The organism is Paenibacillus marchantiae (assembly GCF_028771845.1).
GTDB lineage: Bacteria > Bacillota > Bacilli > Paenibacillales > Paenibacillaceae > Paenibacillus > Paenibacillus marchantiae.
Map to the genome: position 1 here is coordinate 1,375,927 of NZ_CP118270.1, position 12,921 is coordinate 1,388,847.

Here is a 12,921-nt window from a genome sequence, read left to right on the forward strand (position 1 = left end):
TAACAAAGGGTGAGGAGGAGACGCATGAAGAGAAAAAGCATCCTGTTATCCTGGGGCATTTCTTACATGGTCATTCTGCTCATACCGATTGTGATCGGTGCTGCTGTTTTTGCCGAGTCTCGGATGTTGCTTGAGGAAGAAGTTAATCGTTCCAACATGGTGCTGTTATCTCAGGTACAGGAAACCATTGATAACCAGATTGGTGATATTGGCAGCATAAGCAATCAATTAATGGCTGACTCCCAACTCATGAGCTTCATTAATCATGCGTCTGAACAGGATGCCCGCTGGAGGTTCATGGGGATTGATCTAATCAAAAACCTGAAATCTACACGCGTCGGAAACGGCTTGATTAGTGAACTGTATATTTATATCAAACAATCCGATATCGCGTTGTCCTCGTCTTCACTTATTCAAAAAAATTATTTATATGACATGTTCTATCAGGGCACCAATGTAACCGAGGAAGCTTGGACCCGGCTTATGCATGATTCCGGTAAGAGCATGTACCGAAAGATGGAGGTTCGGAGTGAAGATCGACGGATTGAAGACACGCTTGTCTATATTCAGCCGTTTCCTATTCAGAATGGCGCTGACAGCCCTGCGACCTTCGTTGTTAGCCTGGACCCTAACCGATTCCAGCAAGCCATTGATAACGTACGTTTGGAAAAAGAGAGCACCGTGTTCATTCTAGATCACGACGGTCAAACGTTATTTTCTACCGGATCACTTGAAACCCCTTACATAAGTGGGGAAGGTCTTAACCTTTTCAATGATGCTGGGAAAAGAACGGAAACGATCGATTGGAACGGAGAATCCGTGACCATATCGCAGATTTCTTCTAAGATCCAGGACTGGAAGTATGTATCCATCATACCTACCCGAATCTATGCCAAGAAGCTGACGGTTATCCGCGATATTACGCTTGGAGGCGTTGCTGCAGGGCTTATCCTTGGTGGGGTGGCAGCCTGGTGGTTCACTAGACGGAATTACCGTCCGCTGGGACGGATCATGAACATTATCTCGGATAAGGTTAAATGGAAACTGGAACAGCCGGACGATGAATATGGTATTTTGCAATCTGTTCTGATGCAAGCCTGGGAAGAGCAGGATCAATTTGCGAACAGGCTTAAGGATCAGCAAAGCGTTATACGGAGCAGTCTGCTCTCCAAGTTGATGAAGGGTAGGGTACAGGTGGGTGAGGAGTTTGCTTCGACCTTGGAACGTTCAGGTATTCGATTCGAGACGGAGTCGTTTGCTGTATTGCTCCTGCACATTGAGGATGTTGAAGGGCTGTTTCGTTCCAGAGTACGTGAGCAGGACCAGGAGGAGAAGCATCAATTTGTGCATCTGATTCTGACCAATGTGCTGGAGGAGATGATCGGCTCAATCGGTCATGTATACTCTGCGGACATTGATGGAAGAATTGCGTTCCTGATCAATATTCGAGAGTGTGAGGAGGATACCAGTCATCGGTTAATTCGTGCAGTCGAAGAAGCCCAGCGTTTCATCGGCTCCCGATTCTGCGTGTACTTCACTGTTGGCGTTAGCCATGTTCATCACCGTATTGGGGAAATCGCGGATTGTTTCCGGGAATCGGAAGAAGCGCTGGAATACAGGCTGATTCTGGGGATCGGTCAAATTATTGATCCGAACCGGATTCGTAGGCCTAAGGAGGAGCTGTATTACCCTCTTGATCTGGAGAGACAGCTCATCAATTATATTGCTACTGGAAATTATGCCCGTTCCACGGAAGTGATGAATGAGATTCTCATGACTAATTTTGCGGGAGAGCCCTTGTCTGTTGAACTGGCTCGCTGTCTGATGTTTGAGTTGATCGGTACCTTTCTGAAAGCTACGGAGCAGATCAAGACGGACGACCAGAACGAGATGACGCAGCGCAACGATCTGATTCGGCAATTGTTTGCATGTGAGACCTTTGAGGAGATTGAGTCCGAATTGCTTCGGATACTGGAGACGGTATGCCAGACGGTGCATGAGCGCAAGCGGTCCCGCAGTGAGGAATTGAGGGATCAACTGGTGGAATTCATTCATGAGAGTTATGCAGATGTCAATCTGGGCTTGACCCATTTATCCGAGCGCTTTCGGTTTCATCCAACCTATGTCTCAAAGTACTTCAAGGAACAGACCGGAGTCAACGTGATCGATTACATCAACCAATATCGAATTGAGCAATCCAAGAAAATTCTACAGGCAGAGGAACTGACGATCCAGGACGTATCCGAGCGGGTGGGTTTCCTGAACAGCAATTCGTTCATTCGTGTTTTCAAGAAATATGAGGGGATCACTCCCGGTCAATATAAGCAAAATAGCAGACTTGTCCAGCAAGAGGCTTGAAGAATATGACTTGTCTAGAGGAGGAACTGTTCCATGTGGAAAAAAGCTATTGAAGATGCACTCCATGTCACTCGGCATAATATAGATCGATTCGAAGGACGCTTTCCCCATGTTAGTAATGGGGATGAGCATTATGTGCTTAACGATAATACGGAGTGGACGGCAGGGTTCTGGTCAGGCATCCTGTGGTTATGCACGGAGTATACTCAGGACCCGAGGTTTCGTGAGGCTGCCGTGAATAGCGTCGATAACTTCCGTCGGCGAATGGAACAGAAAATTATTTTCGATCATCATGATATTGGCTTCCTTTATTCGTTGTCTTCTAAGGCACAATGGATTGTGGAGTATGACGTCGCTGCAAGGGAACTCACGCTGGAGGCAGCCGATATGCTGATGAAACGCTGGCGGGAGGATGCTGGACTGATTCAGGCCTGGGGGCGGAAAGGTGATGTGAATAACGGAGGGCGAATTATTATCGATTGCCTGCTCAATCTTCCACTGCTGTTCTGGGCGTATGAGCAGACCAATAACGAGGAGTATCGCCGCGTTGCCGAACTGCATGCACTGAAAAGCCGCCGCTTCCTCGTTCGTGGAGACGATTCAAGTTATCATACCTTTTATTTTGACCAGGCTACCGGAGAGGCTATTCGAGGCGGTACGCATCAAGGCTACAATGATGGCTCTACCTGGACTCGCGGACAGGCATGGGGAATATACGGATTTGCACTGTGCAGCCGCTATCTGCAAAGTACAGAGATGCTGGAGACAGCCAAACGTCTTGCCCGTTATTTCCTTGCCCATCTTCCGGAGGACGAAGTAGCGTATTGGGATTTTGATGCCCCGCAGACGCCTGAACCGAAACGGGACAGTTCTGCATCGGCTATTGTTGCCTGTGGTCTGCTAGAAATTGCCGGACGGCTTGATGAAGCCGATCCTGAGCGGGAGGCTTTTCGGAAAGCAGCGGAATCGTCCATGAAATCCTTATTTAATCATTATTCCACGCAGGGCTCGGATACAGCGGAGGGTCTGCTGAAGCATGGTTCATACTCCGTAAGAGGTGGAGATTCACCTGATGATTACACGATCTGGGGCGATTATTTTTATCTTGAGGCGCTGATGCGTCTGGAAAGAGGTATTCCTGGATATTGGTACGATCGATAAGGTGACTCCTTATATACATTAGTTTTTTTGTTGTATCAACTTGTGAAGTAAGATTAAGGGTCAGTATAATGTTATCTATTGAGAGTATTGGGCCAAACATTTATATTCTGGTGGGTTTCATCGTCCATGCTCCAGAAGGGGGATGTTTTCTTGAAAGTTCTTGAAACAGATCGGTTAAACCTTCGTTGGCTGTCACCGGATGATGGGGAGTTTATGCTTGAGCTTTTGAATGATCCTTCCTGGCTGGAGTTCATTGGCGACAGAGGTGTGAGAACCGTGGAAGGCGCACGTGAATATATCCTGAATGGCCCAGTCGAGATGTACAACCGCTTAGGGTTCGGGCTGTTCTTGACGGAGCGGAAAGCGGATGGTGTTCCGGTCGGGATTTGTGGGCTGATCAAACGAGATTCTTTGGAAGATGTGGACATCGGGTATGCTTTTCTTCCACAGTTCTGGGGGAATGGATATGCGTACGAGTCCGCTGCGGCAACATTGGACCATGGAAGAACGGTGCTGGGCTTCGATCGGATCGTGGCGATCTCTTCATCAAATAATCAAAAATCTGCAAAGCTTCTTGAAAAACTGGGATTAAAATTTGAAAAAATGATCCGGTTTTCGGATGATGCAGAAGAGCTAAGATTGTATGGTTCAGATAAATAACGAAATTGGGCTTGGATGATGAGTCTTCATTTCAATATAAATATACAAAGGGGATGTCCCATAAGTCATGAACATGACGAGGACATCCTTTTTAGCTTATTACTATTTAACGAACCGAGCACATGTTAATAGCTGCAATTTCCATAAGTCTACGATTTGGTTTAACGAATTATAGGGATGTTATTTCTCCAAATCTCTATATCGTAGGTTGATGAGGATACAAACGTTTTTGTTTCCGTTGTTCCTCCAGAAGTTGCATCATCCATTGCTGAATGTTCATCGTCTGCGGAGTGGCATAAGCAGAATGGGCCAGATTGCAGGTCTCCAGCGGGTCGTCCGTCAAGTTGTACAATTCATATTCATCAGGTACCGGCTGTGTTTTCGTTAACGTTACACATTGTCCTGAAGCGGGCTTTCCAACGGGCTGTGTGATGACATCTTTTACCCCAGGCTGACTCCAAAATTGAGTATTGTCAAAGTACCGGGAAAACTTCCAGATTTCCGGTTTGTTGTTTTTATAAAGGGTGGTAATTACGGTTTCGATATGGTTGGGTTGTACCACAGACGAATAGGGCATGCTTAATGGATTGGTTTGGTGCTGACCACGTGTGACATCATCGTCCGTCATAAAATAGACCGGTTGCTGGGTCAGAGCCGGATTATCATCTCCATAAATTAGAGGTGTGAGATTCCGTCCTACCAAATGGCGGGCTTCACTGAAATTCTTTTGCAATCGTCCATGGATTTCGGAAACGTTAATATGGGCCAGACCCAGCATGGTTGGCAGCAGATCGACATGACTTGTCAGGCTATGCACATGTTGTTGCTCGGGAAACAGTTGTTTATTGTGAATCAAAAAAGGAACATGAAGGTATTCCTCATAGGCACAGTACCATTTTTGATGAAGATTGCCGTGAGCGCCCAACAGGTCGCCATGATCCGATGTGAAAATAACAATGGTATTGTCATAGAAGGAGGAGCGCGTAAGAGCCTCATACACTTTGAACATTTGGCAATCCGCATTTTTTTGCAATTGGTAATATAGCTGGCGGTAGAAGCTCTGATCGGTGATGGGCTGTAAAGCTTTTGGATACAAGTCTCGGTAACTTGCCTGACAACGTGGTTTGGTACCCAGCCACTCGTGTATTGTCGGAGGAGCGTTGACTGCGGGCATCGGATCTACCTCGAATTTGAAATCGGATAGGCGCGCGGCGAGATCACCATATAACGTAATATCATGGGGGTTCACAAAGGAAGAGACAATGAGCCAGGGCTCAACTTGTTGGTGTTCATTCTTCCTGCGATCAAGGGACTCAATGAGATGAACTGTTTCGGCGGCGTATACCTCATCCCGTCCACTTAAGCCAAAAGCGGCGGAGGAAGCGGAGTTTCGAGGGTTTCTGCCTATGGGATCAGGGCCGATCCAATCGGAGAATCCGAAATCCTCCAGACGGCTCGCGTGAAGGTACAGGCTTTCCAATTGGGGTTCAGGAACCCCGGTCAGGGGGTGGTAACTGGGAACGCTTTGGTGGGTGCCGGGAGAGATGATATCCGCATTGGATATATGCCATTTTCCCTTATAGTACGTCTGGTATCCTGCTGCTCGGAAGTAATTGCCCATCGTAGGCACCGTATTAGGATTCAGCCAGAACATGTCAGAGTCATACGATTCCTTGGCAATGCCGACAGTCTGACTGACACCGTGCAGTGATGGATACTGACCTGTGAAAATGGTAGCCCGGCTGGGACAACAGGCGGTTGTTCCGATATAATGCCGATGGAATTCCATACTATGAGACTTTAAACGTTCCTGGGTAATCAGATTTTCTCTACGCCATGCCTGTATTTCTTTACTCTCATATACAGGAGGATAACGCTCTTCATCTACAAGAATGACGAGAAAGTTGGGTTTCTCCATAGTAGAAGATGGCAGGGAAGTATTGTTCACGGAGTTCATACACCCTCAATCGTTTTTTACTTTAAGGTATGTGATGATGATTACGAAAAGTCCATATCCACTGACTGCGCTTGTACACAAAACGACCGTTTCCCAGTAGAAGAATGGGGAACGGTCGTTACTGTATATATCTCTTGGATTACTTTAAATTTGCGTTTTGGGCGCAAGTTCAATGGCGGAACGGATGGCGGCCAGCATGCTTTTGTCATCGGCGATGTTTTTGCCTGCGATGTCAAAGGCTGTTCCATGGTCTACTGAAGTACGGATAATGCCGCCTTTGAGACCCACCGTAATGTTCACGCCTTCTTCAATGCCCATGACCTTAATTGGTGCATGTCCTTGGTCGTGATAACAAGCCACAACGATATCAAAATCGCCACGGCCAGCGCGGAAGAATAACGTGTCCGCCGGAAGTGGACCAACGACGTTAATGCCTTCCTTTTGCGCACGTTCGATGCCGGGCTGCAGTTTTTCTTCCTCTTCACCATTACCGAACAGTCCGTTCTCACCTGCATGCGGGTTAATACCGCAAACAGCTACACGCGGATTTTCGAAGCCAGCTTTTTTCAAAGTATCATGAGCCAGTTTAACCACAGTGTATGTTCTTTCCGGGTTGATGCTGGCAATGGCATCAATCAGACCCATATGCGTCGTAAGGTGAATCACTCGCAGATTGGGTGTAGTCAGCATCATGGAGAAATCCTCGGTATCGGTCAAATCAGCCAAAATCTCGGTGTGACCTGGATACAAGTGCCCACCTAGGTGCAGGGCTTCCTTGTTCAGAGGCGCTGTGCAGATGGAGTGAATTTGCTGTTTTTTCGCTAGATCAATAGCCTTCGCCAGAAACTGAAATGCTGCATCTCCCGCAACGGCAGATACTTTTCCATATTCCAGATCTGCAGGAATGAGATCCAAATCAATAATGTCCACAGTACCGAATTCATACTTGGCTTCGGATGGTTCATGAATAGCATTTACCTTCAGGCTCGATCCGATGACAGGCAGGACACGCTCCAATATTTTTGCATCGCCAATGACGAGTGGATTGCAATTGTTGTAGACCTCCTGATGGCCCAATGCTTTCATGATGATCTCGGGTCCAATACCTGCTGCATCGCCCATTGTAATTCCTACGGTTGGTTTCATACGGTAACTCCTCCTTTTAATTTTTCTATTGCATGGATGAAGACGTCGGGCTTGCCGAACCCGCCCGCTTTGGTAATTACGTGCAAATCCTCAATTCCAATAAATTTCGATATCGGTACACCAATTTCAAGCTCATCAAGCAGCTCAAAACCGCTGATATTCCACTTCATACAGATTTGCTTAGCTGTATCTCCGCCCGTCATGGATACACCTTTGAAATACCCATTCTCCAGCAGCTTGGCGCAGATTTCACCTATGGCCCGTACAATTTCATTGCTGACCTCGGTGTGATTAAGTCCTCTGACTTCACCCTTAGCACGTGCTAGCTCAATATCTACCTGTTCGGCGGTTGAATAGAGGACAACGTCATTGCCCTCTACGGCTTTGGCCATCACTTCCTCATACACACGATCGATTTCTTGCTCACGATCTGCTGCACCCGATACGGCTTTGAACGAGTGGAACGGGATGGATGATACGTCGGTTTTCTGTAGCAACAGCTTGAGCTGCTCACGAGAGTTTTTGTTCACACTCCCTACAACGGTGAGGATCGGACCTAGGTTTGCCGGAATGGTCAATTCCGCAGATTTGGCTCCCAAGCCGTAATGAGTGGGAAGGTAGTTCGCAATTCCCGCCGATCCTGCCCAGGCAAATGAATAATCAAGCTTGCTGGTGATGCTTAGAACCTGCTCCAAATGCTGTTCATCTGTCGAGTCGACGAGGATATAGGGAATGCCGTTTGCCTTAAAGGTTTCCAGTTGCGTCTTCATATGATCTGTACCCGATTCAAGATCACTCACCGTAATCTCGCCCACTTCATACTTGGTCTGAAGCTTGAGCAAATCCGGAAGATATGAAAGAGTGACAGGTGTCTTCGGATCATTCGCAATCTCGGTATCGGCTAGTGGAACCCCGTTCAGATAATGCGTGCCATTAAGAATGGTGCGATTGTTCTTGGGATAGCCTGGGGCGATCATCATAAAATCGGGCTTGACCACATCATACAAAGCGTCGATCTCGATCCCGATGTTTCCGCGCATGGTTGAATCCATTTTTTTGAAAATGGTGCCAAATCCGTTCTTTAACAGCAGTTCGGCTGCTCGACTAACCCGCTGATATGCATCCTCCGGTGTGATGGAACGGCTGTCGGTATCAAACACGACCGCATCGTAATTACGAATGTTATTTTCGTCCATGTTGAATAGTACGCTTGTCTTTAATCCATGGCGGGCAAGCTGCACCCCGCTGTCATTGGCGCCGGTCAAATCATCTGCAATAATGGCTAATTTCATGCAGTCATCCCTCCTTGAAAATCAAAATTAAATATAAGTCCGGTCAGCTAAATTCAATGCATTTATGTGGACGGTCTTTGATTGTATTTCTCGACACCGCCTGATTTCTCCAGCCTTTTGGAGAGGAATCCGATGAAGATCGGCAGTAGAATGGCAGTCGTCACAACACTCGCAGCAATTTGTACTGTAGCAATCTCGGCAATCGGGGCAAATGAAGCATTGGCAGCCACGATGGCAGCAGGTGTACCTACAGCGTTACCGGCTGTGGAACCTTCCGAAGCTCCGACAATGGGATTCCAGCCAATGGCTTTGAAGAGCAGGTAGCCGACGCCGCCAGTAATCAATACAGTAATTACACCCAGCATGATGCCGCTAAGTCCGCCTTGAATGATGGACGAGAAGTTGATGCCCATACCGAGTGAAAAGGCGAAGAATGGAACGAGCTTATCGCTGCCTTTGTGCAGCCATTCAGCAAGGTTGCGATCCAGGTTACCGATAACAACACCGACGATCAGTGGAAGCAGTACGGCTACAAAAGCCATCGGGGAGAACATGCCGTTGGCAAAGCCCATCGCACCGAAAATGGAAAGAGCAACCATGGTGAGGAACGGTCCATCGCTGAGCGCGAGGAACGGATAAGCCGCTTTGTCATCTTCTTTGCCGTATTGTCCGGCCAGGGCGATGTACAGTCCACCATTGGAATTCGTCATTGCAGCGATAATGGCAAGCGGTGCCAAACCAAGGAATAAACCATTGGAATCCGCAAAATAGATGGCGATCAAACCTAATATTGCACCAACTGCCCACTTGAACACAAGCAATGTAACGCCTTTACCAACCGAAGAACCGGCCGTCTTGAACGTAATTTGCGTACCAGCAATCAACAGGAACAGGGCGATCAATGTGCTTGAGCTATTTACGAACAGGGCTTCCGTGAAACCCCCGATTCGCAAAGCATTCGGAAAGAATGTGTTAATGGTTGCACCGAGCAACAGGGGAACAACCATCATACCGCCAGGAATACGATCTAATGTTGCTTTAATGTTCATAGTAGTGGCTCCTTATGAAGTAATCGTTTTTATAAAGCGTTTGCAGGGATTATGTTATCTCATATTGTTTATTTTAGCAACACTTAATTATTGTAAATTTTAAGTAATAGTTATAAGTGTTTAATTATGCAACACATATAATCGTAAAAAAAGCGTAAACCTAAAGTTACTCTTTAAGTTTACGCCATAACGTGGCACGGTTAATCCCTAAGCGTTCGGCCGCCTTGGATTGATTATTGTTTTCCTCATGTAGAACGAGTTGAATAATCTCTTTTTCGATTTCTTTCAGCGTACCACTAAGCTTCATCGTATTGGGTGAGGGTTGTTCACCGAGCAGGTGTGATAAGGTTTCGGCTGAGATCACGTAATCCTGCTCATTCAGTGCAGCCTGTTTGATAAGATGCCTCAACTGGTTCACAGTCATATGCGGGACTTGATCCCTAATTAGCTGCAACGCGTCCTCTTTCATCTTCACCGCAACTGTCCCATACTTCTGGTAGTAATCGCTGAGGAAGTGCTGGATCAGTGGCGCAAGATCCTCCTGCCTGTCCACAAGGCTCGGCATAATGATCGTATTCAGCTCGACATCCAGCGTTCTATTAGGATTCAATCCCTGTTCCCCCAGGATGAATACCCCGATCTGCCTCTGTAGACAGGTCTGAATGAATGAGATCAATTCCTCATCATTCGAACCATTTTCCAAAAGATTAATTTCTACGTTTCGCACCTTGGAAAGTGGAATTTTGTGCAAATGTCCTGGAGGAACCTGGGCAAGATCGATTTGGAGCATCAGCCCACCGCTGGAGTACATTTGATGAATATGTTTTACCAGAAAAGACTTGCCCGAATCCGCTTCGCCTAGCAGATAAATGGGTTCATGGTTTTCGTAAAGCGCCCGGATATTCTTCAATACGGCCTGCATGGCAGGGGATTCGGCAACAATCGGCTCCATGGATATATCGGTATATGCCGTTATGCCGAATTGTGCAAAAGCGTAGGGCTGTCCTTTTTCAAGGGAGTATACTTTATAGGTTTTTTTACTTAACGTCGTTTCGTAGGCCGTCACCGTAAGCTGGTAATCATCCACGATGAACACATTTTGAACTTGGGATTGATGGAAGTCCAGGTTGGTATTGGTGAGGTAAATGTGATTATAGGTCAGCGGATTCTGCTCAAAATCAGTCAAATTCTCGAATACAACTTCGTTCTGGTCGTCCAAGATCATGAGATTTGGATGCTCCTGGGTAACCAGGTTGTTCAGTATGATGGATATCGCGTGATTTTTGCTCAAGTACCGATATACCAACTGTGCATCTTCAAGCGCTCTGAGAATGGATTCCTTGCCAGACTGGATCAGCAATCCTTCCATTCCATAGGTTTTGGCTGTATTCACGGTGATAACATCGCCAACAATCTGACGGTAACCTGACGCTTTCAGCTCCAGCAGCAGCCTTGCCACATCCTCGGAGCTGCGTATGGTATACACCTTTAAAGGCAGTTCCATCAGATCGATAATCGACTGTGCTCCTGAAGTAATATTGGCAAAGCCAACGATAGCGGTTTGGCCGTTGAACTGGCTTGCCAGCGTTAGCGAACGAATCATGTCATATCCGGACAACTGCACATCAATGACGGGAATGGTTATGGCTTCCTTGATTAGTTGTGCAGTACCGCCGCGGCTAATCATAATCTCCGCTCCGTTTCGTTCAGCCTGGGCCGCCAATTCGGCGCCTTTCATCAGGTCGCCCACCTCATATTGAATGGCTAACTGGGGAAATAGCGGAATACATTCTTCTATAATCGTAGTCATGGATTCGTAAGGAGCGATAATATGAACTCGTGTACGCATAATTTTCCTGCCTTTTATAAAAATCATTCATGGTTCCTGCTGGTACATCAGACCAGAGGGCTTTCCTTATTATAGCCAACTTGCAGAGGAATGGCATCCCTGGCTCCTGACGGATTCAGTTAGCTGACAAGCAAACAGATTATCTGGATGTACTCTCCTCCTTGGAAGTGTGATAAAGATGACGGAATACCATATTCGGATTTTTCAAACGGGAAGCACAACTGGCGCAGATTGCCGCATATGTTCATGCTAATTTTGACGTCGATCTGCTGGATGTCTTCTTCACAGCGGTGGAGAGCCTTCCCGTGGAATCCTAGTAAAGTATACGTCAATGAACACATGTTATAATAATTGGAAATGGGACAGAATGTTGGGGGAATGTAATGAAAATTGTACAACGAATGGGTTATGGTGTCTTGGCTTTAATGGGTATCCTGCTTTTGTTCATAGCGATTAGTTTCACGAATCATACAATTAAACTAAAGAAAGAATCGGCTATACTATCACCCCCAGGTGTAATGGTTGATGTTAATAATCACCCAATGCATGTCTATACAGAAGGTTCCGGAGAACATACACTGGTCTTTATGTCAGGTGGGGGCACATCTTCTCCTGTATTAGATTTCAAGGCGCTCTATTCCAGATTGTCGGATCAATACAAGATTGCTGTTGTTGAGAAGGCAGGCTACGGTTTCAGTGCAACGGCAAAGGTCCCCCGTGATATCAATACGATGTTGGAAGAAACCAGAGCAGCTCTGACGTTAGCGGGAGAAACACCGCCCTATGTGTTGTTTCCGCATTCCATGTCGGGTATAGAAGCACTATATTGGGCACAAATGTATCCAAACGAAGTTGAGGCTATTATTGGTCTTGATCCTGCTATTCCAGAAGTTTATGAAAAGTATCCTCTACCTTCAGCTGGTATGATGAGCCTTACAAGCCTAGGAGCTCGTGTCGGAATAACCCGTTTTTCCCCCGACATTGTTAACTCGTCCGCCGCCATTGAAGAGAAGCGGTTGTCCTCCCAAGAGGAGGAAATCTATAGGGCATTATTTTATAAAAAAACGCAGACACTGAACATGAATGAAGAAGTTAAAATGATTAGGAATAATGCAGCACAAGTTTTAGAACGAGGTATTCCAGATGTGCCCATGTATTTTTTTATATCGAGTGGAGAAGAATTACCTGTCGAGAACTGGAGTGATTACTTAGTAAACTACGTTGAGTTTGTGAAGAATGGGCGCTATCTTTTATTACATAACGGTCATTACGTTCATGATGCTGATCCCGATCTAATTGCAGAGGAAAGTATCAAATTTATAGAAGAACTGTGAATGATGAAAAGTAAATCACTGATTTCGGAAGAGGTTTTAGTTAATGAGGCGACGCCATAGGCGATCGTCTTTTCTTTTATAATGTAAAGAAATTGTGTCACGCTTGGATTACTTC

9 protein-coding genes are annotated in these 12,921 nt (G+C 46.4%); 4 read left to right on the forward strand and 5 right to left on the reverse strand.

Annotated elements, in window-relative coordinates; genetic code table 11:
* Positions 1-24: 24 nt before the first annotated feature.
* The 3 genes from PTQ21_RS06270 to PTQ21_RS06280 all read left to right on the forward strand — a co-directional run bounded on the left by PTQ21_RS06270 (position 25) and on the right by PTQ21_RS06280 (position 4,179).
* Entirely contained in the window at positions 25-2,358 is a 2,334-nt protein-coding gene (locus PTQ21_RS06270) for a helix-turn-helix domain-containing protein (RefSeq protein ID WP_274569174.1), read from the forward strand.
* Between the two features lie 33 nt (positions 2,359-2,391).
* Positions 2,392-3,519, forward strand: coding sequence for a glycoside hydrolase family 88 protein (locus PTQ21_RS06275; protein WP_274569175.1), 1,128 nt, complete (start codon positions 2,392-2,394; stop codon positions 3,517-3,519).
* A 150-nt stretch (positions 3,520-3,669) separates the two neighbouring features.
* On the forward strand, positions 3,670-4,179 hold the full coding sequence (locus PTQ21_RS06280) for a GNAT family N-acetyltransferase (protein ID WP_072735777.1): 510 nt from the start codon (positions 3,670-3,672) through the stop codon (positions 4,177-4,179).
* A gap of 196 nt (positions 4,180-4,375) precedes the next feature.
* On the opposite strand, the gene PTQ21_RS06285 is transcribed toward PTQ21_RS06280, so the two are convergent.
* The 5 genes from PTQ21_RS06285 to PTQ21_RS06305 form a co-directional block, all read right to left on the reverse strand.
* Positions 4,376-6,136 carry a sulfatase family protein gene (locus PTQ21_RS06285; RefSeq protein WP_274569177.1) on the reverse strand — a complete coding sequence of 587 codons (1,761 nt, stop codon included), beginning with the start codon at positions 6,134-6,136 and terminating at the stop codon, positions 4,376-4,378.
* Positions 6,137-6,280: 144 nt separating this feature from the next.
* Positions 6,281-7,282, reverse strand: coding sequence for a 4-hydroxythreonine-4-phosphate dehydrogenase PdxA (pdxA, locus tag PTQ21_RS06290; protein WP_090811499.1), 1,002 nt, complete (start codon positions 7,280-7,282; stop codon positions 6,281-6,283).
* Positions 7,279-8,574, reverse strand: coding sequence for a four-carbon acid sugar kinase family protein (locus PTQ21_RS06295; protein WP_274569178.1), 1,296 nt, complete (start codon positions 8,572-8,574; stop codon positions 7,279-7,281). The genes pdxA and PTQ21_RS06295 overlap by 4 nt, the downstream gene beginning before the upstream one ends.
* A gap of 62 nt (positions 8,575-8,636) precedes the next feature.
* Positions 8,637-9,623 carry a 2-keto-3-deoxygluconate permease gene (locus tag PTQ21_RS06300; protein ID WP_064641229.1) on the reverse strand — a complete coding sequence of 329 codons (987 nt, stop codon included), beginning with the start codon at positions 9,621-9,623 and terminating at the stop codon, positions 8,637-8,639.
* 166 nt (positions 9,624-9,789) lie between these two features.
* The gene (locus tag PTQ21_RS06305; protein ID WP_274569180.1) at positions 9,790-11,472 is read right to left on the reverse strand and encodes a sigma-54-dependent transcriptional regulator; all 1,683 of its coding nucleotides are present in this window, start codon (positions 11,470-11,472) and stop codon (positions 9,790-9,792) included.
* Between the two features lie 383 nt (positions 11,473-11,855).
* On the opposite strand from PTQ21_RS06305, the gene PTQ21_RS06310 reads away from it, so the two are divergent.
* Positions 11,856-12,806, forward strand: a complete 951-nt coding sequence (locus tag PTQ21_RS06310) for an alpha/beta fold hydrolase (protein WP_274569181.1) — start codon at positions 11,856-11,858, stop codon at positions 12,804-12,806.
* The last annotated feature ends 115 nt before the right edge of the window (positions 12,807-12,921 follow it).

What these genes read in the sequence shown, in the direction of transcription:
- PTQ21_RS06295 (WP_274569178.1), bottom strand. Translation starts at nt 8,574, where the DNA reads ATGAAATTAGCCATTATTGCAGATGATTTGACCGGCGCCAATGACAGC.
- PTQ21_RS06270 (WP_274569174.1), top strand. Translation starts at nt 25, where the DNA reads ATGAAGAGAAAAAGCATCCTGTTATCCTGGGGCATTTCTTACATGGTC.
- PTQ21_RS06275 (WP_274569175.1), top strand. Translation starts at nt 2,392, where the DNA reads ATGTGGAAAAAAGCTATTGAAGATGCACTCCATGTCACTCGGCATAAT.
- PTQ21_RS06300 (WP_064641229.1), bottom strand. Translation starts at nt 9,623, where the DNA reads ATGAACATTAAAGCAACATTAGATCGTATTCCTGGCGGTATGATGGTT.
- PTQ21_RS06305 (WP_274569180.1), bottom strand. Translation starts at nt 11,472, where the DNA reads ATGCGTACACGAGTTCATATTATCGCTCCTTACGAATCCATGACTACG.
- PTQ21_RS06310 (WP_274569181.1), top strand. Translation starts at nt 11,856, where the DNA reads ATGAAAATTGTACAACGAATGGGTTATGGTGTCTTGGCTTTAATGGGT.
- PTQ21_RS06285 (WP_274569177.1), bottom strand. Translation starts at nt 6,136, where the DNA reads ATGAACTCCGTGAACAATACTTCCCTGCCATCTTCTACTATGGAGAAA.
- pdxA (WP_090811499.1), bottom strand. Translation starts at nt 7,282, where the DNA reads ATGAAACCAACCGTAGGAATTACAATGGGCGATGCAGCAGGTATTGGA.